23 protein-coding genes are annotated in these 25,957 nt (G+C 65.2%); 13 read left to right on the forward strand and 10 right to left on the reverse strand.

What is annotated here, in order from left to right:
- Positions 1-91 precede the first annotated feature (91 nt).
- Together ILT44_RS23110 and ILT44_RS23115 are read right to left on the reverse strand one after the other, a co-directional pair.
- Positions 92-997: an MBL fold metallo-hydrolase gene (locus ILT44_RS23110; RefSeq protein WP_204241963.1), complete on the reverse strand. Its 906-nt coding sequence runs from the start codon at positions 995-997 to the stop codon at positions 92-94.
- Between the two features lie 203 nt (positions 998-1,200).
- Positions 1,201-3,747 carry an ABC transporter ATP-binding protein/permease gene (locus ILT44_RS23115; protein ID WP_204241964.1) on the reverse strand — a complete coding sequence of 849 codons (2,547 nt, stop codon included), beginning with the start codon at positions 3,745-3,747 and terminating at the stop codon, positions 1,201-1,203.
- A 220-nt stretch (positions 3,748-3,967) separates the two neighbouring features.
- Here ILT44_RS23115 and ILT44_RS23120 point away from each other — a divergent pair, with 220 nt between their 5' ends.
- The 4 genes from ILT44_RS23120 (at position 3,968) to ILT44_RS23135 (ending at position 7,834) form a co-directional block, all read left to right on the forward strand.
- Positions 3,968-4,522: a hypothetical protein gene (locus tag ILT44_RS23120; RefSeq protein ID WP_204241965.1), complete on the forward strand. Its 555-nt coding sequence runs from the start codon at positions 3,968-3,970 to the stop codon at positions 4,520-4,522.
- Between the two features lie 142 nt (positions 4,523-4,664).
- On the forward strand, positions 4,665-6,173 hold the full coding sequence (locus ILT44_RS23125) for a sensor histidine kinase (RefSeq protein WP_204241966.1): 1,509 nt from the start codon (positions 4,665-4,667) through the stop codon (positions 6,171-6,173).
- A gap of 98 nt (positions 6,174-6,271) precedes the next feature.
- Positions 6,272-7,168 (forward strand): DMT family transporter, encoded by an 897-nt coding sequence (locus ILT44_RS23130; RefSeq protein WP_204241967.1) that lies wholly within the window; start codon positions 6,272-6,274, stop codon positions 7,166-7,168.
- A gap of 168 nt (positions 7,169-7,336) precedes the next feature.
- Complete coding sequence (locus ILT44_RS23135) at positions 7,337-7,834, forward strand: MmcB family DNA repair protein (RefSeq protein ID WP_204241968.1); 498 nt, start codon at positions 7,337-7,339, stop codon at positions 7,832-7,834.
- 6 nt (positions 7,835-7,840) lie between these two features.
- Here ILT44_RS23135 and ILT44_RS23140 read toward each other — a convergent pair whose 3' ends face one another.
- Together ILT44_RS23140 and ILT44_RS23145 are read right to left on the reverse strand one after the other, a co-directional pair.
- On the reverse strand, positions 7,841-8,398 hold the full coding sequence (locus ILT44_RS23140) for an ActR/PrrA/RegA family redox response regulator transcription factor (RefSeq protein WP_204241969.1): 558 nt from the start codon (positions 8,396-8,398) through the stop codon (positions 7,841-7,843).
- A gap of 82 nt (positions 8,399-8,480) precedes the next feature.
- A complete protein-coding gene (locus ILT44_RS23145; protein WP_204241970.1) occupies positions 8,481-9,836 on the reverse strand; it encodes an ActS/PrrB/RegB family redox-sensitive histidine kinase in 1,356 nt (451 codons plus the stop codon).
- Between the two features lie 249 nt (positions 9,837-10,085).
- Here ILT44_RS23145 and ILT44_RS23150 point away from each other — a divergent pair, with 249 nt between their 5' ends.
- From ILT44_RS23150 to ILT44_RS23160, 3 genes are all read left to right on the forward strand, one after another.
- Positions 10,086-11,348 carry a polyhydroxyalkanoate depolymerase gene (locus tag ILT44_RS23150; protein WP_204241971.1) on the forward strand — a complete coding sequence of 421 codons (1,263 nt, stop codon included), beginning with the start codon at positions 10,086-10,088 and terminating at the stop codon, positions 11,346-11,348.
- A 76-nt stretch (positions 11,349-11,424) separates the two neighbouring features.
- Positions 11,425-12,168, forward strand: a complete 744-nt coding sequence (locus tag ILT44_RS23155; RefSeq protein ID WP_204241972.1) for a M48 family metallopeptidase — start codon at positions 11,425-11,427, stop codon at positions 12,166-12,168.
- Positions 12,169-12,427: 259 nt separating this feature from the next.
- On the forward strand, positions 12,428-13,627 hold the full coding sequence (locus ILT44_RS23160; RefSeq protein ID WP_204241973.1) for a multidrug effflux MFS transporter: 1,200 nt from the start codon (positions 12,428-12,430) through the stop codon (positions 13,625-13,627).
- A 3-nt stretch (positions 13,628-13,630) separates the two neighbouring features.
- Here ILT44_RS23160 and ILT44_RS23165 read toward each other — a convergent pair whose 3' ends face one another.
- Both ILT44_RS23165 and ILT44_RS23170 read right to left on the reverse strand, forming a co-directional pair.
- Entirely contained in the window at positions 13,631-13,957 is a 327-nt protein-coding gene (locus ILT44_RS23165) for a DUF1330 domain-containing protein (RefSeq protein ID WP_204241974.1), read from the reverse strand.
- 292 nt (positions 13,958-14,249) lie between these two features.
- The gene (locus tag ILT44_RS23170; RefSeq protein WP_204241975.1) at positions 14,250-16,376 is read right to left on the reverse strand and encodes a transglycosylase domain-containing protein; all 2,127 of its coding nucleotides are present in this window, start codon (positions 16,374-16,376) and stop codon (positions 14,250-14,252) included.
- A 148-nt stretch (positions 16,377-16,524) separates the two neighbouring features.
- Here ILT44_RS23170 and ILT44_RS23175 point away from each other — a divergent pair, with 148 nt between their 5' ends.
- Complete coding sequence (locus tag ILT44_RS23175; RefSeq protein ID WP_204241976.1) at positions 16,525-17,799, forward strand: cation:proton antiporter; 1,275 nt, start codon at positions 16,525-16,527, stop codon at positions 17,797-17,799.
- A 24-nt stretch (positions 17,800-17,823) separates the two neighbouring features.
- Here the strand turns inward: ILT44_RS23175 and ILT44_RS23180 are convergent, their stop codons facing one another.
- The 3 genes from ILT44_RS23180 to ILT44_RS23190 form a co-directional block, all read right to left on the reverse strand.
- Positions 17,824-18,096, reverse strand: coding sequence for a DUF4242 domain-containing protein (locus ILT44_RS23180; protein WP_204241977.1), 273 nt, complete (start codon positions 18,094-18,096; stop codon positions 17,824-17,826).
- Positions 18,097-18,229: 133 nt separating this feature from the next.
- Positions 18,230-19,672, reverse strand: a complete 1,443-nt coding sequence (locus ILT44_RS23185; RefSeq protein WP_204241978.1) for a UdgX family uracil-DNA binding protein — start codon at positions 19,670-19,672, stop codon at positions 18,230-18,232.
- Entirely contained in the window at positions 19,669-20,883 is a 1,215-nt protein-coding gene (locus ILT44_RS23190) for a putative DNA modification/repair radical SAM protein (RefSeq protein ID WP_204241979.1), read from the reverse strand. Before ILT44_RS23190 ends, ILT44_RS23185 begins: the two co-directional genes overlap by 4 nt.
- Before the next feature lie 310 nt (positions 20,884-21,193).
- Between ILT44_RS23190 and ILT44_RS23195 the strand changes: the two genes are divergently transcribed.
- From ILT44_RS23195 to ILT44_RS23210, 4 genes are all read left to right on the forward strand, one after another.
- Positions 21,194-21,544 carry a ComEA family DNA-binding protein gene (locus ILT44_RS23195; protein WP_204241980.1) on the forward strand — a complete coding sequence of 117 codons (351 nt, stop codon included), beginning with the start codon at positions 21,194-21,196 and terminating at the stop codon, positions 21,542-21,544.
- A 203-nt stretch (positions 21,545-21,747) separates the two neighbouring features.
- Positions 21,748-22,293: a TRAP transporter small permease gene (locus ILT44_RS23200; RefSeq protein WP_204241981.1), complete on the forward strand. Its 546-nt coding sequence runs from the start codon at positions 21,748-21,750 to the stop codon at positions 22,291-22,293.
- Between the two features lie 6 nt (positions 22,294-22,299).
- Positions 22,300-23,607: a TRAP transporter large permease gene (locus ILT44_RS23205; RefSeq protein ID WP_204241982.1), complete on the forward strand. Its 1,308-nt coding sequence runs from the start codon at positions 22,300-22,302 to the stop codon at positions 23,605-23,607.
- A gap of 33 nt (positions 23,608-23,640) precedes the next feature.
- Positions 23,641-24,624, forward strand: a complete 984-nt coding sequence (locus ILT44_RS23210) for a TRAP transporter substrate-binding protein (RefSeq protein ID WP_204241983.1) — start codon at positions 23,641-23,643, stop codon at positions 24,622-24,624.
- Positions 24,625-24,745: 121 nt separating this feature from the next.
- Here ILT44_RS23210 and ILT44_RS23215 read toward each other — a convergent pair whose 3' ends face one another.
- On the reverse strand, positions 24,746-25,168 hold the full coding sequence (locus ILT44_RS23215; RefSeq protein WP_239468467.1) for an OsmC family protein: 423 nt from the start codon (positions 25,166-25,168) through the stop codon (positions 24,746-24,748).
- A 93-nt stretch (positions 25,169-25,261) separates the two neighbouring features.
- Here ILT44_RS23215 and ILT44_RS23220 point away from each other — a divergent pair, with 93 nt between their 5' ends.
- Complete coding sequence (locus ILT44_RS23220; RefSeq protein ID WP_204241984.1) at positions 25,262-25,903, forward strand: DUF1345 domain-containing protein; 642 nt, start codon at positions 25,262-25,264, stop codon at positions 25,901-25,903.
- Positions 25,904-25,957: the final 54 nt, after the last annotated feature.

Genomic DNA, 25,957 nt, shown 5'->3' on the forward strand with positions numbered 1-25,957 from the left:
CCGTCGGCCAGGAGCCTCTGCACCACGTGAAAGCCGATGAACCCGGCGGCACCGGTGACGAGAATGGGAGACGACATGAAACGGCGCTCGGTTAGACGGCGGGCACCTTAGCGGTCTCTGGCCGATCCGCAACCATCTCATCGTCGGCGGGCTCGAAGGCGATGAACTGGCGTTCGCGGGCCATGAAGGCAGTGGGCATCACCGCCTGCATTTCGGCCTCGGCCTTCTTCAGGAAAGCGTCGTCGTGACCGGGATAGAGGTGGAAGATCGCCAGCGCCTTCACGCCGGCGGCCTTCGAGAGCTCCACGCCCTTCTGCCAGGTGGAATGGCCCCAGCCGCGGCAATACGAGTATTCGGCATCCGAGAACATGCCGTCGAAGATCATGAGATCCGCGTTGCGGACGAAGGCGGCAAGGCCCGGATCGGGCCAGGGATCGCTGTGCTCCACGTCGCTGATGTAGCAGATGCTGCGGCCCCGGTGGCTCAGGCGAAACCCGGTGGCGCCACCCGGATGGTTCAGGAGATGGGTCTCGATCCGTGTCCCGTCGTCGAACGTGATCGGCTCGCCCGCCCTGAAGCCGTGATACTCGAAACGGGCCGGAAGCTGGCCGAGGCGGACCGGAAACAGTGGTGGTGCGAAAAGGCGGCCCAAGGGCTCCATGGCGCTCTCGCCGTCCAGATGGCCGCAATAGGTGCGGATCACACGCTCCTTGGCGAGCAGGGCCGGCTTGAAGAAGGGAAGACCGCTGATGTGGTCGAGGTGGAGGTGGCTGAGGAGGATATCGATCTTTTCGGGGGCATCCTGCCCGAGTTCCATCCCTAAGGCGGAGAGGCCGGTTCCCGCATCGAGGATGAAGAGACGCTCGCCGCATCGCACCTCGACGCAGGGCGTGTGCGATCCGAATTCGACGAACTGAGGACCGGATGCGCAGGTCGAGCCCCGTATGCCCCAAAACCGGACCTGCAACGCCTCAGAGGATGCAACACGCCTTATCATGTCAGGATCATGATTGATCGAAAACCCCGCTCATGTGCGCCAGCGCACATCAATAAGCTGCTCCCGGGAAGGCTGGCGGGTCAAGAGCATCGGACCTAAAAGTGGAAACCACTTTTGGGATCAATCCGATGCTCCCGGGCCGAACCGGCGCATTGTGCGGAAAGGCGGATCGCCTTTCCGCACAATGCGCCGGGTGAATGATGTCACGCACTCAGGGCCTCCAGGCGCCTGGAGCGGCGGTCCATCACCGGCTCGCCCCGCTCGAAATGGATAACAGCGTCGAAGGGCGGTTGATCCATGGTCGGTGTGATCGCAGGCGTCACGAGGATCAGGCCGCGGCCCACGAGGGCGCGTCGCAGGTTCGTCACCAGCTTGTTGGCGGCCGCCTCCGGCAGACCGTCGAGCGCCCGCTGAACCACCAGGATGCTCGGCCGGCGCACGAGGCCGCGCACGAGATCGATGGCGGCCGCCTCGGTCAGGGTGAGGTCGTCCCCCTGCGGGTCGACGGGCGTGTCGAGCCCGATGCGGGACACCTCGCCGTCGAGGCCGCGCTGGGTCAGCACGCGGCGGGTCACCTCCTGCACCGCCTCGAGGGCTCCCGCCTGATCGGCGGCGATACGGCCGAAGAGCAGATTGTCCTGGATGCTCGCCGCCGCGCAGAACCGGGCCTCGTCGTAGAACTCGATGGCCGATTTCAGGCTCACCGGCAGCATGCGGGCGAAGTCGGCGCGGGCCACCAGGATGCGCTCCTCCAGGCCGGGTTCGAGCAGCCCCAGGCGGTGCCGGCTCTCGTTGTAGCGCAGGGCCAGGCCGATCAGGCGCTCCTGGTCGCGGGCGGTCTGGTCGCTGCGCCGCTGCTCGTTGCGCCGGTCCACGAGATCCTGGAAATACGGCCGGTCCGCCGCGGAGAAGAAAGAGAAGCGATCGAAGAGCGGGGACCCGTCCGGGATCTCCGAAAAGATCTCGATCATGCTCGTTGCGATCGACAGTCCCATGCGGGCCAGCGGCTTGGTGAGCTCGTTGGCCTCCAGGATCGCCCGCACGAAGGGATGGTTCGCCAGGCGATCCTCCTGGAAGGAATCGCCGATCGGCTTTCCGAAGAGCAGGTTCTCGCCGAGGGTGGCGTAGCGGTTGTAGCGGGTGGCACTGAAGGGATCGACGAAGCGGTCGAGCTTCTCGGCGGCAAGCGCCGCCTGGGTGGCCCGGCGCGCCTCCACGATGGCGGCGGCGAATTTCGGCTCCCGCCCCGGATCGATGATGCCGGACAGGCCGCGCGCATGGGTCAGGCGGTCGAGCCCGGCGATGGCGATCGCTTCCGAGAGGCGGTGGCCGAGTTCGCCCGCAGGCGCCGAGCAGCCGTAGAGCAGGTTGTCCTTGAGGCTGCCTTCGATCAGCACGGCCGATCCCGTGAAGGCGATGCGCTGGCTGCGCTCCACCGGATCGGCGGCGGCAAGATCCACGCCGCCATAGGTCAGGCGTCCCACCGAGGGTGGCAGCTGACCGCTCATGAGGGCTGCCAGGAGCCGCGGGCCCGCATCGCCGTCACCCACCAGGGCCACATGCGACGGGAAGGCGAGGGTGAGATTGACCGAGGCGATGCGGGCGCCGCTGGCCGGATCGTAGGCCGAGACCCCCTGGGCCACGAGGGCGCCGTTCTCGGGCAGGCTGACCTTTCCTTTGAGAGCCGCGCGCAGCTTCAGCGGCGCCAGGCTCCGGCCGAGGTCGATGAGCAGCGCCCGCGCCCGCATGATCAGCCGGTGCCACTGCACCACCTCGCGGGTGCCGTAGGCGGCCAGCGCCGCGGCGAGCACGCAGGACGCAACCGTCCCAGGCGTCAGGGGGCGCGTCTGGGAGAACCAGGCTCCCAGGGCGAGGACCGCCAGGGGGGCGAGCATGAGCACGGCGGCGGCGGCCGCCTCGGTGAAGGCCAGACGGTACTCCTCCCGCATCACCGGTCGGTGGCCGCCGATGAGGGCCTGGCGCACTCGGTCCCGCTCGTAGGGGGCGGTGCCATGGGCGCGCAGGGCGGGGAGACGGTGCTCCAGAGCTGAGAAGACTCCCTCGGCCTCGTCGCCTTCCCGGTGACGGGCAGCCGCAGCGTCGAAGCGCAGAAGCGACCGCCTTGCGCTGACGACGATCCCCAGGGCGAGCACCACGGCCAGGACGGCGCCCAGATGCCAGTCCATGACGAACGTATAGGCGCAGGCGAGCCCGATCATCCCACCGAGCTTCACCGGGATCAGGAGGCTCGATCCCAGCACGCCGTTCTCGCGGGCCAGCCCCCGGGCGGCGAGCGCCGTGACCATGGCGATCTCGTCATGAGAGGCGGAAGGCAGTTTCAGGATGACGTCGAGGGCCGCCGACTGGGTCCGCGCCAGCATCCTGAGACCGATGCCGATGGCCATCCATTCGAACGCGACCAGGATCAGGCCGATGAGAACGGGAATGAGCAGCACGCCGGCGATGGCGGCGAGCGCGAAGGCCTCGGGGCTCAAGGCGAAGCCGGGGAACAGAACCAGGGAATCCGGCCACAGGTCGGCCGGCGGGCTGAGGGCGATCCTCAGGAAGGAAGCCGGCGCATTCCAGGCGTCGGCGCCGCCGGTCGCCCGGTCGACGATCACGCGGACAAGGTCGAGGCCTGCCAGGATGAGAAAGCCTGCCAGCGCCAGAAGGCCAAAGCCGACAAGATGGCGGGCAGGCGACGTTTTCCAGGCCAAGCGAAGCGGGTCGCGCTCGATGACGGCTCCCAAGGACAGCTCCAACGATCATTCAATTTCCGTCACGTTAGCGGAGCCCGGAGCATTTTTCGACGAAGAAGATCCGGTTAATGGCGAAAAAGTGCGTTCCAGCACAGGACGGCAATCCGACGGCCCGATGGGGCCGAGGCTCATTTGCCCTCTCGCCATGCCGCGCTTCAACGCTATGTCCCATCCCTTGTTTGCCTGCCACGGAGGATCGGTGAGCCCGCCCATGACGTCCCCTCTGCCGATCGACCCGGTGTTCCAACTCGTTCTCGAGCTTCCGGCCCGTTCGCCGGGCCCGGACCTGCCGCGCCGCCTGACCGACCTCTTCCAGGAACTCGCCATGGACGAGCCGCCCCGGTCGGTGGAGGAGATCGAGGATCAGATCTGGGCACTCTGGAGTTCGCATGAGGACCGGATCGCCGAGGAGACCATGGCGGCGGCCGTGGAGGCCCTGGGCTCGGGCTCGCTCAAGAAGGCCAGACCGCTGCTCGACCATCTGGTCGCCCAGCACCCGGACTGGCCGGAAGCCTGGAACAAGCGGGCGATGCTCGCCTCCATCGAGAAGCGCGATGCCGACAGCCTCCTCGACATCGCGCAGACCCTGCGCCTCGAACCGCGCCATTTCGGCGCCATCGCCGGTTTCGGCAACATCTGCCTGCGCCACGGCCACCTGAACGAGGCCCGCGCCGCCTTCCAGATCGCGCTTGTCGTCAATCCGCATATGGAGGACCTTCGGGACATGCTGGAGAACCTGTCGCCGCATCACCTGATGCTGCACTAGCGCATCGGACCCAAAAGTAAATTTGCACTTTTGGGATCCGCATGACGCGCTAGGTTTCGCGGCCGGCTCTGCTACTATATCCGCCTGCCACGTCTTGCCGTGCACCGGCAAGGCTGCTCCCCGCCCTTCCGGATAAGCGTCGATGCACGGTAACTTGAGAACGGCACCTGCCGACTTCCTCGCCGGCGGCGGGGAGATGTCGGCCCTGATGGAAGCCTTCGACTGGGGCTCCACCTCCATCGGTCCGATGGAAAGGTGGCCCCAGAGCCTGCGGACCACCATCAGCATCATGCTCCGTTCCCCGATCCCGATGGTCCTCCTCTGGGGGCCGGACGGGATCATGATCTACAACGATGCCTACACCGTCTTCGCCGGCGGGCGGCATCCGCGCCTGCTCGGCTCCAAGGTCCTGGAAGGCTGGGCGGAAGTGGCCGACTTCAACGCCAACGTGATGCGGGTCGGAATGGCGGGCGGCACGCTCTCCTACCGCGATCAGGAGCTTACGCTCCACCGCAACGGAGGCCCCGAACAGGTCTGGATGAACCTCGATTACAGCCCCGTCATCGACGAGACAGGCAGGCCGGGCGGCGTCCTGGCGATCGTGGTGGAGACAACCGAGCGTGTTCAGGCGGAGCGCAGGGTCGTTGCCGAGAAGGACCGCCTGCGCGAGCTCTTCCATCAGGCGCCCGGATTCATGGTGATCTACAGCGGGCCCGACCATGTGTTCGAGCTCGTGAACGAGGCCTATTACCAGCTGGTCGGCCGGCGCGAGGTCATCGGCAGGCCGCTGCTGAAGGCGCTGCCGGAGGTCGCGGGCCAGGGCTTCGACCGGCTGCTCGACAAGGTCTACGAGACGCGGGAGCCCTTCGTTGGCCGCGGCCTGTCCGTCTACCTGCGGCGCGATCCGTCCAAGGAGCCGGAGCAGCGTTTCGTCGACTTCGTCTACCAGCCGATCCGGGATGCGGACGGGCAGGTCACAGGCATATTCGCCGAGGGCAGCGACGTGACCGAGCGCGTCCGCTCGGAAGAGCATCAGCGGCTGCTGCTCAACGAGCTGAACCATCGGGTGAAGAATACCCTGGCGACGGTCCAGTCCATCGCATCCCAGACCCTGCGGGCGGCAGGCTCGACGGCGGCGGCGCGGGAGGCGATCGAGTCCCGTCTGTTCGCGCTTTCGCGGGCCCATGACGTGCTGACGCGGGAGAACTGGGAAGGAGCCTGGATCGAAGAGGTCGTCACGCAGGCGATCTCGCCCTTCCAGACGAATGGCGCAAGCCGCATCCATTGTCGCGGCGCCGAGGTCAGGCTGCCGCCCAGCGTGGCGCTCGCCCTTGCCATGGCGCTTCAGGAACTGGCGACCAATGCGGTCAAATACGGAGCCCTGTCGAACGAGACGGGCGAAGTCGGAATCTCCTGGCAGGTGGATCGGACACGGGAGGCTCCTCATCTCTCCGTGCGCTGGGAGGAAAAAGGCGGGCCTGCCGTCACACCGCCCACGCGCCGGGGATTCGGGACGCGGCTCGTCGAGCGCAGTCTCGCGCAAGGCCGTTTCAGCGGCGAGGCGAGGATCGATTTCGCACCGGAAGGCGTCGTGTGCACGATCGATGCGCTGCTCACGATCGACGACGGCGGAACCTCTCTCCGGGCCTGACGCCCGAAGCAGCGCAGGCATTGTCCATGTCGGGACAAGCATGCCAGCCCTACGCTGCGGGCATTTGAATTGCCCCCGAACCCACGCTATCCAGCACCATGGCTCTGCGCGATCTCTTCCTGATGGTTCTCGTCTGCTTCCTGTGGGCGGCGCACACCATCGTCAGCAAGATCGTCGTGTCGGGCATGGAGATCCCGCCGCTCTTCTATGCCGCCGTGCGCTTCGGCATCGTCGCCCTGCTGGCCGTTCCCTGGCTCCTGCCCGCGCCGCGACCGCGATGGCGCATCCTTCTGGTCGGGTTCCTGATGGGTGGCGGCGGCTTCGCCCTATTCTTTCTCGGCATCAGGACGGCCAGCCCCTCCAGTGCCGCGGTCGTGAGCCAGCTCGGGCTGCCGATCACGACGCTCCTGTCCGTCGCCATGCTGGGCGAGCGCATCTACTGGCGGCGGGGCTTGGGCATCGCGCTGACCTTCGTCGGCGGCATGCTCGTGATGTGGGATCCCAGCGCCGGGTTTCCGCTCTCGGGCGGGCTCGTCCTGATCCTGGCATCCGCCGCCGTCGGATCCCTCGCCGCCGTGCTGATGAAGCAGGCCAAGGGCGTGAAGCCGCTGCAGTTCCAGGCCTGGATCGGCCTCGCGTCGGTGGCGCCCATGATCCTCCTGACGACAAGTCTCGAAACCGGTCAGGTGGACAGGGCGATGGAGGCCGGCTGGGGATTCGTGGCGGCCCTGCTGTTTTCCGCCCTGGTCGTGTCGCTGCTCGCTCACACGATCTATTATGGCCTGATCGGGAAATACCCCGCCAACCTGATCGCGCCCCTGACCATCATGAATCCGCTGTTCACGGTGGCGCTGGGCATCCTCGTGACGGGCGACGAGTTCGATGGGCGGATGGCGCTTGGAACGGGCCTTGCGCTGTGCGGCGTTCTGATCATCGCGCTCCGGCGCAATCACGTCATGCCGCTGGCCTCCGTGCTGTGGGGCCGCTTTCGCTAGAGCATCATGCGGAAAAGTGGATCCGGTTTTCCGCCTCAGCGATGCTCTCTTCCAAAGAGGAAGCATCGGATGGATCCCAAAAGTGCAAATCCACTTTTGGGTCCGATGCTTTAGAAACGCGACAACGCAGCCGTTGCAGGCAGATTGCCGGTGCGTAGGCTAGCCACCATGTCCGATTCGCCTGCCACCTTCTCCCGTCCCATCATCCTGCCCGTCGATGGGCGCCAGTCGCCTGTGGCGGCCGGCGTTCAGCGTGGCGTCCGCCGCCTGTTCTCGCAGCTCGGCCACGTCACCCTGCCGGAATTCACCCTCGCCAACGGCCGGCGCGCCGACCTCATCGCGCTCGCGCCCGACGGCGCGCTCACCATCATCGAGATCAAGTCGAGCGTGGCCGATTTCCGGGCCGACCGGAAATGGCCCGATTACGAGGATTTCTGCGACCGGTTCTACTTCGCGGTGCCGGAGACGGTGCCCTTCGACATCCTGCCCGGGGATCGCGGCCTGATCATCGCCGACAGCTTCGGCGCGGCGGTCCTGCGCGAGGCGGCCCATCATCCGCTGGCGGGGGCGCGCCGCAAGGCCGTGACCCTGCGCTTTGCGCACGCGGCCGCATCCCTGCTGCATGCGCTCGCCGATCCCGACAGGATCGCGGACGGACGGCTATAGGAGCGTTCAGCGCGGCGCGCGCTTGGCGAGGATGCGCTGCAGGGTCCTGCGGTGCATGTTGAGGCGCCGCGCCGTTTCCGAGACGTTGCGGCCGCACAGCTCGTAGACCCGCTGGATGTGCTCCCAGCGCACCCGATCCGCCGACATGGGGTTTTCCGGCGGCAGCGCCCGTTCGCCGGGCTGGGCCATGAGGGCGGCGTGGATCTCGTCCGCATCGGCGGGCTTGGCGAGATAATCGAAGGCGCCCATCTTCACCGCCGTCACGGCGGTGGCGATGTTGCCATAACCGGTGAGGATGACGCCGCGGGCGTCGGGGCGGCGGTTCTTCAGGCGCTCGATCACGTCGAGCCCATTGCCGTCGCCGAGCCGCATGTCGATCACGGCAAAGGCGGGCGGTTCGCTTTCGATGGCCGCAATGCCGTCCGCCACGCTCTCAGCCACGCGAACCAGGTAGCCGCGGCCTTCCATGGCGCGGGCGAGGCGGGTCGAGAACGGCCGATCGTCGTCGACGATCAAGAGACTCTTGTCGGCGCGATCCTCGAATGCGGCAGGCGCATCGGCCATCAGAATATCTCCTTGCATCTTCAGGACATTTCCTAATTGAGGCGAGCCCGTCAGGCTCCTTCCTCATATGGGAATTGTTCCCCTATTCTTTGAGAGCTTCGAGCGAACCTCCCTGCGGCGAAATTGCCGCACCTCGTTCAAACGCATGACGCGACCAAACGATCCGCGCAATGGCACCGGAGGCCGGCGGAGCGGCGTTCGTCAGGGTCAGCTCGGCCCCCGAACGCTCGATCAGGGTCTTGGCGATGAAGAGGCCCAGACCCAATCCACCGCCTTCCTCGCTGTCTTCCGTCCGCTCGGCGGCACTGCGTGTGGTCACGTAGGGTTCGCCGACCCTGAGCAGGATATCGGGCGCGTAACCGGGGCCGTCATCCCGGATCTCGATGAAAACCTCGTGAGGCGACCAGCACGCTTCGACGGTCACCTTGCTCTCGGCAAAGTCCGTGGCGTTGTCGAGGATGTTGGACAGGCCGTAGACCACGCCCGGATTGCGGCGGCACAGGGGCTCGGGACCGTCGCCTCTCGCCATCACCTTGACGTCGTAGCCGACCGCCCGCTGCGGCTCGACGATATCCTGCACGAGATGGCTCAAGGAGACGGTCTCCAGGAACTCCGCCTCGTCCTCCTCGCCCATGGAGGTGAGCTTCGTCAGGATCGTGCGGCAGCGCTCCACTTGGTCCTGCAGAAGCCTCAGGTCCTCGCCCACGGGGCCGTCCTTGGGCATGGAATGGCTGAGTTCCTTGGTGACCAGGGCAATGGTGGCAAGCGGCGTTCCCAGCTCGTGGGCGGCGGCGGCCGCCAAGCCGTCGAGCTGGGACAAGTGTTGTTCGCGGGCGAGCACCAGCTCCGTGGCGGCAAGCGCCTGGGCGAGCTGCCGGGCCTCCTCCGCCACGCGCCAGGCATAGATGCCGGTAAACGCCGTGCCGAGCAGGATCGCCGTCCAGATCCCGGTCACATAAAGGAAGGGCAGGGAAAAGGCCTGCCCCGGGAACCAGGGCAGGGGCCTATGGGCGAGCACGAGGAAGGTGGCGCAGCCCACGGCGAGAAGCCCGAGCCCCAGGGTCCGCTCCGGCGTCAGGGCCGTGGCCGAGATCAGCACGGGGGCCAGGAACAGCATGGAGAAGGGGTTTTCGAGGCCGCCGGTCAGATAGAGAAGCCCCGCCAGCTGCAGGATGTCGAAGGCGAGCAGGGCCGTGGCGATGGCGTCGCTGAGGCGGTGGCTTGCCGGGTATTGGATGCGCAGCAGCAGGTTGACCCAGACCGAGGCGACGATCACCAGAAGGCATAAGGCGAAGGGCAGGGGAAAGCCGAGGCCGAACCGGACCCCGATGACGGCCGCAGCCTGGCCTGCGATCGCCAGCCAGCGCAGGCGGACAAGGGTGTCGAGCCGCAGGTGCCGGGCGTGGTGCGTCAGGTTCTTGGAATCGGTGACGGACATCCCCGAACAGAATAGGGCTGCCCCCCTGTTCGCCAAGCGGCAGGCTTCAGCCTATTTTCCTACCGTCGACTTCGGAAGTACCGCGCAACCTTCGGGCAATGCTCCAAAACCAAAGTATGATTCCCGTTTTTGCGGTGGATGGACAAGTTTGTTGCAATAGGCTCAAGGAACTTTAATCTTAAAATTACGGTTGAGGATAAAGCCTACCGCATTGTGCGAGAACCAGGCACCCGGCCTTTGGGGATACAGATGAACTTTTCTTATGTTTGGTATGATACCGCACATTGGCTTTTGAGCCCGGCCCGCGCGGCCTCCGATTTGACTAAGCATTTCTTCGACAATCCCGGTAATCCGCTCACCCACACCCCCTATGGCCGGACCGTGTCCGCCGCCTGCGAATTGTTCGAGCGCACCACCCGCCGCTACGGCAAGCCTGCCTTCGACCTGCCCACCACCGTGATCGGCAACGAGGAGGTGGCGGTCACCGAGCGGATCGTCTGGGAGCGCCCCTTCTGCCGGGTGATCTCCTTCGAGCGGGATCACCGCAGCGCCAAGGATCAGCCCAAGCTCCTCATCGTGGCGCCCATGTCCGGTCATTACGCCACGCTTCTGCGCGGCACGGTCGAGACCTTCCTGCCGACCCACCAGGTCATGATCACCGACTGGACCGATGCCCGCATGGTCCCCTTAGGCGAGGGGCGCTTCGACCTCGACGACTACATCGACTATCTCAAGGCCATGTGCCGGGAGTTCGGGCCGGATCTGCACCTGATGGCCGTCTGCCAGCCGGCGGTGCCGGTGATCGCGGCGGTCGCCCGCCTGGAAGCCGAGAACGATCCCTCCATCCCGCGCTCCATGACCCTCATGGGCGGTCCCATCGACACCCGCCGCTCGCCCACCTCCGTCAACCGGCTGGCGGAGGAGCGCGGCATCGAGTGGTTCCGGCAGCACTGCATTACCAAGGTGCCGCCGTCCCATCCCGGTTTCTGGCGCGACGTCTATCCGGGCTTCCAGCAGCTTTCCGGCTTCATGGCCATGAACATCGACCGGCACCTAAGCGCCCATTGGGAGATGTTCAACCATCTCGTGGAAGGCGACGGTGATTCGGCCGAGAAGCACCGGGATTTCTACGACGAATACCTTGCCGTCATGGACCTGACCGCCGAGTTCTACCTCCAGACGGTCGAGAAGGTCTTCGTGAACCACGAGCTGCCCAAGGGCGAGATGATGCACCGCGACCAGCCGGTGGACCTGATGTCGATCCGGCGTTGCGCCATCATGGCGGTCGAAGGCGAGCGGGACGACATTTCGGGCGTGGGCCAGACCCTGGCCGCCCTCGACTTGACCCCCAACCTGTCCTCCGACAAGAAGCTCTATCACCTGCAGGCCGGGGTCGGTCACTATGGCGTCTTCAACGGTTCTCGGTTCAGGTCTCAGATCGCTCCTCGAATCGTTGAATTCATTGAGAAGCACGATCGAGAACCAGTCCGGAAGAAGGCGTCAAGAGCCTAATCCCGTTCTTGATACGTTCCTAGGAGCGGCAAACGGCTGCGCTGACAGAATCAGCGTGACAGGGCAGATTGCGGGCATGAAATCCGCCCTGTTCCGCCGCGTTCCTGCGGACCCGCCACACCTCAAGGTTTTCCACGAGGGCCAATCCTTCAAGGTGGCCCTCAAACGCCGTCCGACCGCCAAGCGGATCACGCTGCGCGTCTCCAACGCGACCGGCGAGGTCGTGCTCAGCATCCCCGAGCGCACCGATGTGGGCTTGGCCCAGAAATTCGCCGACAGCCACAGCCAGTGGATCGCCACCCGCCTCGCCAAGGTGCCGGAGCAGGTGCTCTTCGAGCCCGGCGCCCTCGTGCCCTTTCGCGGCGTTCCTCACCGGATCGTCCACTGGTCCTCGATTCGCGGTGTGACCCAGGCGGCCCGCGGCAGCGCGGGCGAGCCGATCATCGCGGTCGCGGGGGAAACGGGCCATGTGGCCCGTCGCGTGCGCGATTTCCTCGAGGCGGAGGCCAAGAAGGACTTTGCGGCGGCCGTGAAGAAGCATACGGCCCAGCTTGGGCTGTCGGCCAAGCGCATCACCGTGCGCGACACCAAGAGCCGCTGGGGCTCGTGCTCGGCGAACGGCGCCCTGAACTTCTCCTGGCGCCTCATCATGGCCCCGCCCTTCGTGCTCGACTACCTCGCCGCCCACGAGGTGGCGCACCTGCGCGAGCTCAACCATTCCCACCGCTTCTGGAAGCTCACGCACCAGCTCTGCCCGCGCACGGACGAGGCGGAGGCCTGGCTCAAGACCTACGGCAGCGCCCTGCACCGGATCGGGTGAAATCCCACATCATCCCCTTTTCGAACCACCAATCTCATCCTGAGGAGCAGACGCAATCTGCGTCTCGAAGGAGGCTTCAGTGGTCTCTGGATCCTCCTTCGAGACGGCGCTGGCGCGCCTCCTCAGGATGAGGTCGGAGAGAGACGAGACGGAGTATAGGGGCGAGGCAGGTGATGACGTGATGGGCCTCTTAGTGAGTGACAGGTGTTGCGTTTCGGCTTAGTCGAAACCTTCCGTCATCGCTGCTGTCCCCGGTAAAATGCTCAAGCCCGATACCCTGGCTCTCACCGTCGTTCTGGCGCTGCTCACCGCGCTGGGGCCGCTCTCGACGGATATGTACCTGCCCTCGCTGCCGGCGATTGCGGCGGGCCTCAAGGCAACCACGGGCCAGACGCAGCTCACGCTGTCCGCCTTCCTCCTCGGCTTTGCGGCCGGCCAGTTCTTCTACGGGCCGATCTCCGACCGGATCGGGAGAAAACCCGTGCTGCTGTTCGGGCTCGGGCTGTTTACGTTGGCCAGCCTCATCTGCGCGCTTGCGCCCAACATCGAGACCCTGATCGGCGCGCGCTTTCTTCAGGCGCTGGGCGCCTCCGGTCCCATCGTGCTCGGGCGCGCCATCGTGCGCGATTTCTACGAGGGCCCGCGCGCCGGCCGGGAATTGTCGCGCATGGGCACGATCATGGGCGTGGTGCCGGCCGCTGCACCCATCCTCGGCGGCGTCATCGAGCGATTCAGCGGATGGCGCGTGACCTTCGGGATCACGATCCTGTTCGGCATCGCCATGGCGGTCATCATTGGCTTTCGCATGCCTGAGAGCATCCGAAAGAAATCGGAGGTGCCGATCTCCTTCGGGTCGATCCTGCGCGGCTTCAAGGTTCTGCTCGGCCACGCGGGCTACCGCACCTATGTGGGACTCTCCATGCTCACCTATGGCGGACTCTTCGCCTTCATCTCCGGCTCGTCCTTCGTGCTGCAGAAGATCTACGGCCTCGATGAGCTGTCCTACGCGTTCTCCTTCACCTTCGTGGTGGTGGGCTTCATCAGCGGAACCTACCTTGCGCAGCATCTGGTGGGCCGGCGCGGGCTCGACGGCACCATCCGGCTCGGCGTGATGTGCCTCGCGCTTGGCGGAGCCACCATGCTGATCCTGGTGATGTCAGGGGTGCCGTCCTCGTTCGGCATCAGCGCGCCGATGGCAGTCTATGGAATCGGCGTCGGTCTCACCATGCCGCAATCCATGGCCTCGGCGCTGATGCCCTTCCCGGAGCGGGCCGGCGCGGCCTCGTCGCTGCTCGGCATCTGCCAGATGACGTTTGCCGCCATCGTGGGCATTCTGCTCGGGCGCAATCTGGATGCGTCCGCAATCCCGCTTCCCGCCACCATCGCCACGACCGGCGTGCTGGCGCTCGGCCTCTTCCTGGCGACGGGACGGGCGCGGGGGCATCAGCACAAGGCCTGAACCTTAATGGCCGGTGAGAACATCTGTGGCCTTATGGTCGGCGGAGACTCCATCGACGAAGAAGACGTCGCCGCGGGAGTTTTCAATGCGCAGAGGCAGGATCCGCTGATAGGCCGGGGAGGCATACCAGGCGCGGGCGCTTGCCTTGTCCGGAAACGCGATCACGATCAGATCTCCCGACCACGAGCCTTCCATCACCATCGCAGGCCCGCCGTGGATGATGAACCGGCCGCCGAAGGGCTCGAGGGTTGCATCGATGCGCCCGAGATATTCGACGATATCGGGGCCGACATTCACATCGTGCAGTTGACCGATGGCATAGGTGGACATGGCAGGCTCCTTCATTCGATGGGGGAGCATGCCGTGCCGAGAGAGTGCTGGCGATTACGTGCGGGGTAATGCTCTGCGGGTTTTGGCGAACCACGCCGCTGTCATTCCGGGGCGAGCGTCAGCGAGAGCCCGACCCGAAGGGCCGCGCTGAAAGCGTGGAAATCCATAAACACGACGTCTCAAACAAGGGCGAGCAGCGTTGCGCCTTTTTCTGCGCTGTTAGCGGCTATGGATTCCGGGCTCGGCCCTTGGCCGCCCCGGAATGACAGATGAGAGATTGGCGAGCGGGGGCTTAAAGTCCGAACAGCTTCTCGAAGAAATTCTTCTCGCGGCTGGCGCGCCGCTGAGGCGCAGGTGGGACCCAGCTTCGGTCGCCCGCATTGGCGTAGCGCGGATCGCCCCCGGCATTGGCCACGGGCACGTCGGACGGGGTGCGGAAGCGCTCGCTGCCGGGCAGCGCCACGGGCTGCTGGTCCTTGAGGGCGATCGTCATGAAATTGTGCCAGACCTCCGTCGGCAGGTTGCCGCCGGTGACGCGCTTGGTGAGCGTGCCGTCGTCGTTGCCGAGCCAGACGCCTGCCACGAGATTGCCGGTGAAGCCCACGAACCAGGCATCCTTGTAATCGTCGGTGGTGCCGGTCTTGCCGGCCATGGGCCAGCCGGGCACTTGCGCCTTCTGGGCCGTGCCGATGACGAAGGTGTTGTGCATCATGTCGTTCATCTGGGCCACGACGCCAGGGTCGATGACGCGGCCGAGACCGCCCGAATTCGGGCGCTTGTAGACGAGCTTGCCGTCCGTGGTCTTCACCTGGGTGATCACGTAAGGCACGACGCCGATGCCGCCATTGGCGAAGGCGGCATAGGCGCTCACCAGCTCGAGCGGCGTCACCTCGGAGGTGCCGAGCGCCAGCGAGCCGTTGGCCTGCAGGGGCGACGAGATGCCGAGCCGCTGCGCCGTCTGCACCACGGCCTTCGGCCCGACCTCCATGTTGAGCTTCACGGCGATGGTGTTGAGCGAGAGCGCGAGGGCATCGCGCAGGGCGATCGGGCCCCGGTACTTGCGGTCGTAGTTCTTGGGAGCCCAGCCCTTGTAGCTGACGGGGGCGTCATCCACGACCGTCTCCGGCGTATAGCCCCGCTCGATGGCGGTGAGATAGACGAAGGGCTTGAAGGACGAGCCCGGCTGGCGGCGGGCGGCGATGGCCCGGTTGAACTGGCTCGTCTCGTAATTGCGGCCGCCCACCAGCGCCTTGACGGCGCCGTCCGGCTGCAGGGCCACGAGGGCGCCCTGGCTCACGTTGAACTTCTCGCCCTTGGCGTTCAGCTCGTCCACGAGCACGCGCTCGGCTGCGGTCTGCATCGAGGGCTCGATGCTGGTCGAGACCACAATGTCGGATTCGACCGTGCCGACGAAATCGTCGAGCACGTCCATCACGTAGTCGGCGGCATAATTGGCGGAGCCGGCGCCGGCCGGGCGCACGGGCTCGGCGGGAGCGCCCAGTGCCGTCTTGGTCATGCCCGGCGTGATGAAGCCGAGCTCGTTCATGGCGGCGATCACAAGCTCGGCGCGGGCCTGGGCGCGGTCCGGGTAGCGGTTGGGAGCCAGACGCGACGGCGACTGGACGAGGCCCGCGAGCACGGCGGCCTCCGAGAGGGAGACGTTGCGCGCCGACTTGCCGTAATAGCGCTGGGAGGCGGCCTCGACCCCGTAGGCGCCGGCGCCGAAATAGACCCGGTTGAGATAGAGCTCGAGGAGCTGGTCCTTCGAATAGTTGCGCTCGAGCCAGAGCGCCAGGATCGCCTCCTGGATCTTGCGCGAGGCGGTGCGCTCCTGGGTCAGGAAGAGGTTCTTGGCGAGCTGCTGGGTCAGGGTCGAGCCGCCCTGCAGGCCGCCGCTGTTGCTTAAGTTACGGTAGACCGCGCGGGCGATGCCAACGGGATCGATGCCGAAATGGTCGTAGAAGCGCCGGTCCTCGATGGCCACGAAAGCCTTCGGCAGGTAGGGCGGAAGCTCCTTCAGGGTGACGGTGCGTCCGCCGGTCTCGCCGCGATTGGCGAGCAGCGAGCCGTCGCTCGCCATGATGGCGATGTTCGGCGGCCTTTTCGGCACCGCCAGCTGGTCGATGGGCGGCAGCTGCGAGGCATAATAGGCGACGACGCCCCCTAAGCCAATCACACCCCACAGGCACAGCACGAGCCCGGCATAGACCAGCTTGCTGAAGAAGGAGCGTCCGCTGCGGCGCTTGGCTTTCTTCGGACGCGAAGGGCGGCGCGGCCTGTCGTCGTCGTTCCGAGAAGCTCGCCTGCGCGCCATCGTTCCCCCTGCCCGATCCTCGGGCGAGAGGCGAAATTCCAGCTCCCCCGCTTGCCCAGCGGGCGCATCGAACACCGGCTCGCGCCGGTCACGTCCGTTCGCCACGTCTTTTATGACCCCGCATTCCCGCGACCAGTGCGATCTGGCCTTTGATGCTCTGGAGCACCCTAATTGTGGCGGTTTAAGGGGCAGTTAACGGGGATTAACCCAACCTCCTCCGGAACTGCCGAGTCTGGCCGGCGTTCGCTGCCTTATGAACGCTTACATCGTCGTCCTGGCGGGGTTTGGGATCGTCGTGCTGCTGACCGCGTGGCTTCCCATGGTCCTGAAGGAGCTGCCCCTCTCCCTGCCGATCTTCTGCGTGGCCTTGGGCGCGCTCATTTTCGCCTTTCCCGATCTTCCGGGCGTCATGCCCCATCCCAACGAGCAACTCGCCATCGTCGAGCGCTTGAGCGAGTTCGTCGTCATCATCTCGCTCATGGGCGCCGGATTGAAAATCGACCGGCCCTTCGGCTGGAGGCGCTGGCGGCTCACCTGGCGGCTCCTCGGCATCTCCATGCCGCTCACGATCCTCGGCCTTGCATGGCTCGGCACCAGCCTTTTGGGCTTGAGCCTCGCCGCTGCCGTGCTGCTCGCTGCAGCCTTGGCTCCCACTGATCCGGTGCTCGCCAGCGACGTGCAGGTAGGGCCGCCGGGGGACGAGGAGGAGGACGAGGTGCGCTTCACCCTCACCTCGGAGGCGGGTCTCAACGATGGCCTTGCCTTCCCTTTCGTTCTCCTCGCCATCGCCCTCGCGCATGAGGTGAGCCTCACGAGCATGGCCGAATGGTTCGTCTATGCGGTGATCTGGAAGATCGTGGCCGGCATCGGCATGGGTTTTGTGATCGGGCGGGCGCTCGGCTGGCTGACCTTCCATCTGCCGAACCGGGCCAAGCTCTCCCGCACGGGCGCCGGCTTCGTGGCGCTCGGCATCACTTGCATCGCCTATGGCGCGACCGAGATGGTGAAGGGCTACGGCTTCCTGGCGGTCTTCGTCGCAGCTTTGTCCCTCCGCGCCACGAAGCCGGAGCACGCCTATCACCAGAAGCTGCATGATTTCGCGGAAGAACTCGAGCGCCTCATGATGATGGTGCTTCTCGTCCTTCTCGGCGGCGCCATGACGGGCGGAGACCTGTTTGCCTCCCTCACCTGGGAGGCCGCTGCTTTTGCGCTCCTGGCGATCTTTCTGGTGCGGCCTCTCGCCGGCTGGATCGGGCTCATCGGCACCGATCCGCCTCCCGGAGAGAAGGCGGCCATCAGCTTCTTCGGCATCCGCGGGCTCGGCTCGATCTATTATCTCGCTTATGCCCTGCATCACGCGAAGTTCGACAATGCCCACCTTCTCTGGAGCACGACGGGATTCATCATCCTTGTCTCCATCGTGCTCCATGGCATCAGCGTAACGCCGGCCATGCGCCACCTCGACCACCGCCGAAAGCTTGCAACGCGAGCCTCAGGCGTGACGGCGCGCGCGAAAACGGCCGCATAAAAGGTGGCTGATGGCGAGTCCAGCCTACTCGGCTGTCGTGGGGTTTATGACCGAGCGAACCCGCGCAACAGAATCCGCCGGGAGCCCCGCTTTCTGGGCATGATCGCGAATCATCCCCTCATCCGGTGCGCGGTAAACGCAGTAGATTTTGTCGTCCGTGACGTAGCTGTGGACCCACTGAATGTTGGGACCCAGTTCACGCAGCACGTCGCACGAAGTCATTGAGGCCTGCTTGATATCCTGGGATGAGGCATTGCCAACTCCCGGCATGTTTCGCTCGATAACGAATTCCGGCATGACCGTCGCGCCGGCTTCCCGACGCCTCCCTGACCGGGCCAGCTCGGCTCCGGCTCAGGCTAGCCTCTGCTCATCCTCGCGGACTGGCAATGACCCGAAAGAGGCAGCCGATTCGCCCTGTGTGACGGCGCACCTACTCCGCTGCCAGGGGTAACTCACCAGTGTCGAGGTCAGCCTGGGCAAGGTCGTGGATGCGGCGCAGGTCGTTGAGAAAAGCTTCATACGCCTCCCGCTTCGTCGCCTCGTCGGGCAGGCGCAGCAGGTAGGAGGGGTGCACGGTGATGTAGCCCTCGTAGGCACCGAACCGGGCCCGTCCGCGTGAGCGCGTGATCGGTGTCGCCTTGCCCGAGAGCGCGAGAACGGCGGTCGCGCCGAGCGCCACCACGAGCTTAGGCCGCACCAGCTCCAGCTCCTTCATCAGCCAGGGCCGGTAATGCTTCACCTCTCCGGCCGTGGGCTTGGAGTGGATGCGGCGGTGGCCGCGCTGCTCGAACTTGAAATGTTTCACCGCATTGGTGAGATAAGCCTGTTCGCGCTCGATGCCGGCTTCCCTCATGGCCTTGCTCAGAAGCTTGCCCGCGGGACCAACGAAGGGCCGCCCCTGCAGGTCCTCCTGATCGCCCGGCTGTTCGCCGACGAAGACGATCTCCGCATGGGCAGGGCCTTCGCCGAACACGGCCTGCGTGGCGCCGGGCACCAGCGGTCCTGCCTTGGCAATGATGGCGTTGAGCTCCTTCAGGCTCTTCGGTTCCTGGTCCCACATCGCCTCGAGGGCGCGCTCCGGGGTCCGTTTGGCGGGCATGGTCGCCTCCTGTTCGATCATCCTTTCAACGCGCTGGGCGGCGGTTTGGATCAGCCCCGGGATCGCAGCCGTCTCCGGCAGGTTGCGCCAGTACTTCTTCGGCATCTCGGCACGCATGGCAGTGGGGTTCACCCTGGCCGGGTTGAACACGCTCTCGTAATAGCCGCGCCAGCCTTCTTCGAAGCTGTCCTCACCGGGCGCATCCTCGCGGGATGCAGGCGGGCCGAAGATCAGCATTGCACGGTCCCAACGCATGGAGCCGATGGGAGTGAGAATCGCCCAATCCATCGAGCGGAAGCGGTCGATGAAGAAGGAGGCCGCTGCCTCGAGGATGAAATGCTCCGGCTCGAACCAGGCGGCGAAGCGCTCGAGATTGTCGCCTTTCAACCGGCGAAAGCGCACGAAGGCGTGCATCTTGTGCAGGTCGCGCCGCACGGAGCGGGCCGTCAGGTCGATGCGGTGGACCAGCGGATCGCTCGCGACCTCCAGCAGATCGCGCTCGCCGTTCAACACGCGCCAGACGAGCTGGTAGAGCAGGGCATAGCGCTCTGGATCGTGGTGGCAGACCACCTGCTCGATGAGCCGCGCCACGCCCTTCGGGAGCGAGACCGGCGCTGCATCGCCTGCCTGCTCATCGCCAAAAAGCCCGGGTGCGTCATCGATGGCGAACACCACATGCTGCGGCGCCAGCTCCTCCGCAATCAGCCAGCGCACGGCTTTGCGAAAACCATCGAGATCGGCGCCGTTCTTGAGCGTAATGCGGCGGAGGTTCATGCGAACAAGCTCAGCTGTTCCGGCTTCTCGATCAGCCGCTCGCGCAGGTTCAGTTGATCGAGCCGCGCCTTCGGATGATGGTCGGCCGTGATGAGGAAGGGCTTGGCACGCTTCAGCCCCGAGGTGAGGCGGGCGACGTCCTCGAGCCGTAAGGTCGTGTGCTTTCGCGCCACCACGATCTTGTCCACCGCCCGCGCGCCGAGGCCCGGCACGCGCAGCAGCATCTCGCGCTCCGCCCGGTTCACGTCGACCGGGAAGCGGTGCCGGTTCTTGAGCGCCCAGGCGAGCTTCGGATCGATGTCGAGATCGAGCATGCCCCTCTCGCCGCTCGCTGCGATCTCGTCCACGTCGAAGCCGTAATAGCGCAGCAGCCAGTCGGCCTGATAGAGCCTGCTCTCGCGCATGAGCGGCGGCGACTTCAGGGGCAGGATCGCACTCGAATCCGGGATCGGGCTGAAGGCGGAGTAGTAGACCCGCTTCATGGCGTAATGGCCATAGAGCTTGGCGGAGGTGCGCAACACATCCGCATCGGTGGTCTCGTCCGCGCCGACGATCATCTGCGTGGTCTGGCCGGCGGGCGAGAAATGGCGCCGCTCCTCGCGTGCCTCCTCGATGCGCTCGAACATCTGCGCCATGGCGGTTTCGATCGAGGCGCCGTCCTTCTCCGGTGCCAGCCGCTCCAGGCTCTGCTCCGTCGGCAGCTCGAGATTGATCGACAGGCGATCGGCCCACAGGCCCGCCTCCTCGATCAGCCAGGGGCTCGCTTCGGGGATCGTCTTCAGGTGGATGTAGCCGCGAAAGCCGTGGTCGCGCCGCAGCTTCTTCGCCACCAGGATCATCTGCTCCATGGTGTAGTCGGGCGAGCGGATGATGCCTGAGGACAGGAACAAGCCCTCGATATAGTTGCGCTTGTAGAACTCGATGGTGAGTGTCACCACCTCGTCCACGGAGAACTTTGCCCGCTTCACGTTGGACGAGCGCCGGTTCACGCAATAGGCGCAATCGAACAGGCAGTAATTGGTGAGAAGGATCTTGAGCAGCGACACGCAGCGCCCGTCCGGCGTGTAAGCGTGGCAGATGCCGGTTCCCACCGTCGAGCCGAGGCCATCCACATCCGCCTTGCGCTTGGGGGCACCGGAAGAGGAGCAGGAGGCATCGTACTTGGCCGCGTCCGCCAGGATGCGCAGCTTCTTCGAAAGCTTTTCGTCCATGGATCTTCCGCAGAGTTGTTCGTGTTTTGTTCTAGCATGAAGATAGGGCGCTGGCGAGAGCTGCAGGAGAGGGCGGGAGGTCGCATGACAAGAGCCTTTTTCCGTTCGGGAGAGGGAGGTCGCGCTGGTTTCATGCCCAGTATCCGCAGGCCTCGAAGGGATCCCGGAACGGCAGCCACATGCTGCCTGGACGACCGAAAGGCGGACAAGCTGAACTGAATGTATGGGAAAAGGGTTGTTCATGCGCGAAAACGGGTTTTCCAGCAGCCACTTCGGCCAAGCGTGTCCCGTAAAACAGAGGAGAAGTTCGATGCGTCTGTCCTATATCGGAGCTCTTGCCACGCTCGGCCTGTTGCTGGCCTCTCCGGCTCCCGCTCAGACAACGGCACCAACCACGACGACGCGGCCGCCTGCGGCCAGCGCAGCGCCCGCTGCGAAACCCATGCCTGCCCCGGCATCGTCCCAGGAAGCCCTCATCGACATCAATACCGCCTCCAAGGACGTGCTCGACAAGCTGCCACAGATCGGATCGGTTCGGGCCGATGCCATCATCAAGGGCCGTCCCTACAGAGGCAAAAACGAGCTGGTCGACAAAGGGATCATCCCGCAGAACGCTTATGACGCGATCAAGGACAAGATCATCGCCCATCAAAAATCATAAAGTATAACCGCAGGGGGCCTCCGGGCTCCCCTGCGTGTTCACCCCGTCATCCACTGCGGTGGAGGGCATGCCTATCATACGGGCACATGGCTATGAACGATGCCGGTTTATTCTTCTTCCTAGGATAAGAACCGCTTGCTCCTGCCGTCTGGACACTTAGACTTGGCTGTCGTTCCCGTCGCGACACAACCCAAGCGGCCTGTATGATCCGAACCCTGCTCGATGGTCTCTATCTCGCTGCCGGCTACCTCGCAGGCCTGTTCCTCATCGTGATCTTCCTGCTCATGATGGGTCTCTCCCTCGGGCGCGGCATCGGCATCAATATCCCTGCAGGCGACGACCTCGCCTCCTGGTCCATGGCCGCGATGGCGTTCCTGGGGCTGGCTCACACCTTCCGGTCCGGCGAGATGATCCGGGTCGGCCTCGTGACGGATCGCCTGCAGGGGCGCACCCGCTGGTGGTTCGAAATCTTCTCCCTCACGATCGGGCTCGGCTTCGTGGGCTTCTTCGCCTGGCATGCGGTGCAGCTGACCTATGACAGCTGGCGCTTCAACGACATGGCGCAGGGGGTGCTCGCGATTCCGCTCTGGATCCCCCAGATCGGCTATGCCGCCGGACTTGTGATCCTGTTCATCGCCTTCCTCGACGAGTTCATCCACGTGCTGCGCGGCGGCGATCCGCGCTACGAGAAGCCGCCCGCCACCACCGCCGAAGAGGTGGTGGAGCGCGCGATCCAGAGCGGAGTGTAGGGCGTCATGGAGCTCATCGAGATCTCGGGGCTTCTGCTCCTGCTGCTCGCGGTGCTTCTGGCCGGTGGCGTGTGGATCGCCATCGCGCTCATGGCCTGCGGCTGGGTCGGCATGCAGTTCGTGGGCGGCGGCATTCCGGCAGGATCGGTGCTCGCCACCACGATCTGGGGCAATTCCGCCTCCTGGACGCTCGCGGCGCTGCCGCTGTTCATCTGGATGGGCGAGATCCTGTTCCGCACCAGGCTGTCGGAGGAGATGTTCCGCGGCCTTGCGCCCTGGCTCAACTGGCTTCCCGGCCGGCTGATGCATGTGAACGTGCTCGCCTGCGGCCTCTTCGGCTCCGTGTCCGGCTCATCCGCCGCCACCTGCGCGACGGTGGCCAAGATCGCCCTGCCCGAACTGAAGAAGCGCGGCTACGACGACATGGTGAGCTTAGGCTCGCTCGCCGGCGCCGGCACGCTCGGCATCCTGATTCCGCCCTCGATCACGATGGTGGTCTATGCGGTGGCCGCGAACGTCTCGATCATCCAGATCTTTCTGGCAGGCTTCCTGCCCGGCCTCCTCGTGATGGCGCTCTATTCCGGCTACATCGCCGTATGGTCGCTGCTCAACCCGAAGAAGTCGCCCCCGCCCGAGCCGGAGATGAGCTTTCGCGAGAAGCTTAAGGAATCGACCAACCTCATTCCCGTCGCGCTGCTGATCACGCTCGTATTTCTCACCCTGCTGCTCGGATGGGCCACAGCCACCGAATGCGCCGCCTGGGGCGTGCTCGGCTCGCTCGCGATCGCCTGGTGGTCGGGCTCGCTGTCGTGGGATTCGTTCTGGAAGAGCGTCATGGGCACGACGCGCATCACCTGCATGATCATGCTGATCCTGGCGGGCGCCTCGTTCATGTCGACGTCGATGGCCTATACCGGAATCCCCCAGGCGCTCGCATCGTGGGTCGACGGCCTGCATCTCTCGCCCTACGCGCTCATCGCGGCGCTGACGATCATGTATATCCTGCTCGGCACGGCGCTCGACGGCATCTCGATGATCGTGCTCACCACGGCGGTGGTGATCCCGATGGTGAAGACGGCGGGCTTCGACCTGATCTGGTTCGGCATCTTTCTCATTCTCGTGGTCGAGATGGCGGAGGTCTCGCCCCCGGTCGGCTTCAACCTCTTCGTGCTGCAGACCATGTCGGGCAAGGATTCGAACACGGTGGCGCTCGCCTCGCTGCCGTTCTTCTTCCTGCTCGTCGTGGCAGTGGCCATCATCACGGTGTTCCCGAACATCGTCATGGTACTGCCGCAGATGGCCTTCCCGGATTAAGCCCGTTCACAAAAGCAAAAGGGAGACGAACCAATGAAACTGATGACCCGCGTTTCTTTAAGCCTTGCCGGTGCGCTGCTGATGGCAGCGCCCGCCATGGCGCAGACCAAGTGGAACCTGCCCGCGGCCTATCCGCCGGACAACTTCCACACCGAAAACCTGAACGCCTTCGCCAAGGACGTGGCGGACGCCACCGGCGGCAAACTGCAGATCACGGTTCACGGCAACGCCTCGCTGTTCAAGGCGCCGGAGATCAAGCGCGCCGTGCAGACCGGCCAAGCCCAGGCCGGCGAGGTGCTGATGTCGCTGCACGAGAACGAGGACCCGGTCTACGGGCTCGACGTGGTGCCCTTCCTCGCCACCTCCTTCGACCAGGCGAAGAAGCTCTGGGACGTGCAGCGTCCCGCGCTCGAGAAGAAGCTTTCAAGCCAGGGGCTGATGCTGCTCTTTGCCGTGCCGTGGCCGCCGCAGGGCATCTTCGCCAAGAAGGACATCAACACCGTCGAGGATCTGAAAGGGGTGAAGTGGCGCTCCTACAATCCCGGCACCGCGCGCATCGCCGAGCTCGTCGGCGCGCAGCCGGTCACCGTCCAGGCCGCCGACCTGCCGCAGGCGCTCGCCACCGGCGTGGTCAACACCTTCATGACGTCGGGCGCGACCGGCTACGATTCGAAGGTATGGGAGTCGCTCACCCACTTCTACGATACGCAGGCCTGGATCCCGAAGAACATCACCTTCGTGAACAAGGCCGCGTTCGACGCCCTCGACAAGCCGACGCAGGAGGCCGTGCTGAAGACCGCCAAGACGGCCGAGGAGCGGGGCTGGAAGACCGCGCAGGAAAAGACCAAGTGGTATGTGGAGCAGATGGCCGCGAAGGGCATGAAGGTGCAGCCCCCCGGCCCCGAGCTGAAGGCAGGCCTCCTGAAGGTCGGCGAGCAGCTGACGGCCGATTGGCTGAAGAAGGCCGGCTCCGACGGCCAGGCGATCGTCGATGCCTACAAGAAGTCGGGGTCGTAATCCCGCTCCTTCGCTCACCCGTCATGCCCGCACTTGTTGCGGCCATCCACGTCTCTGCAAGCAGTTGAAAACGTGGATGGCCGGGACAAGCCCGGCCATGACGAGGGAGTGACGAGAAGCCTTACGCCAGCGTGAAGTCCATCGTGATCTCGGCGTTGAGCACCTTGGAGACGGGGCAGTTCTTCTCCGCTGCGCGGGCGAGTTCCTCGAACTTGGCCCGGTCGATGCCCGGCACGTTGGCGTTGAGGGTCAGCGCCGATTTCTTGATGGCGAAGCCGCTGCCCTCCTGTTCGAGAGAGACGACCGCTTCGGTGGCGAGTTCGGTGGGCGTGAAGCCTGCGCCCTGGAGCTGGAAGGCGAGCGCCATGGTGAAGCAGCCCGCGTGGGCAGCGGCGATCAGCTCCTCAGGGTTCGTGCCCTTCTCGTTCTCGAAGCGGGTCTTGAAGGAATAGGGCGTCGAGGACAGGACGCCGGAATCCGAGGTGAGATGGCCGGTGCCCTCCTTGCCTGTGCCCTGCCAGACGGCTCTTGCCTTGCGGTTCATCCTGATCTCCTTTTGTGCGGTGACGCGTGGTCATCTAGAACAGGGAGCGATAGGCTCCAGGGGCCGCATGCCATTTGCGTGAAGAGTTGAGCCATGATGAACCTCAAGGCCCGCCTGCGTCCGCGGCTTCTCGGCTCGGCTCTCGCGGCCTGCCTGGTCTTTGCCGTCCTGCCATCGTCTTGGGCAGTGAACTCGCGTCTGCTCGTCGCCTGGGACATTGGGGTCGTGTGCTATCTGGGGCTCGCCTGTATCATGGCTTTGCGCTCCTCCACGGCGAAGATGCAGGAGCGAGCGGCGCAAGAGGACGAGAGCGCCGTCGTGGTCCTTGCCCTGACGCTGGGGGCCTCCGTCGCGAGCCTTGCAGCCATTGCCGTCGAACTCGCTAGCAATCGCGATACTCAGAGCGGGCAGCAGGCCTTCAGCCTCGGGATGGCTGCCGTCACCATCCTATGCTCCTGGTTCTTCGTGCATACCATCTACGCGATCCATTATGCGCACGAATATTACGGCGATGCGGGAGAGAGGCGAGGCCTGGCTTTCCCGCACGAGGGCTGGCCCGATTACTGGGATTTCCTTTACTTCGCCTTCAACCTGGGCGCTGCGGCGCAGACCTCCGACGTGGCGATCGTCTCCAAGCGCATGCGCCGTCTGGCGCTCGCCCACACGATCCTGGCATTCCTCTTCAATACGACGATCCTGGCCCTCGCCGTCAATGTCGGTGCAGGTTTGCTGTAGCCCTGGAACGGCCATACCTTGCGAAACCGAATGCGTCGTGCCTGATGCCTCCAT

Origin of the sequence: Microvirga arvi (genome assembly GCF_016892765.1) — a bacterium.
Classification (GTDB): Bacteria; Pseudomonadota; Alphaproteobacteria; order Rhizobiales; family Beijerinckiaceae; genus Microvirga; species Microvirga arvi.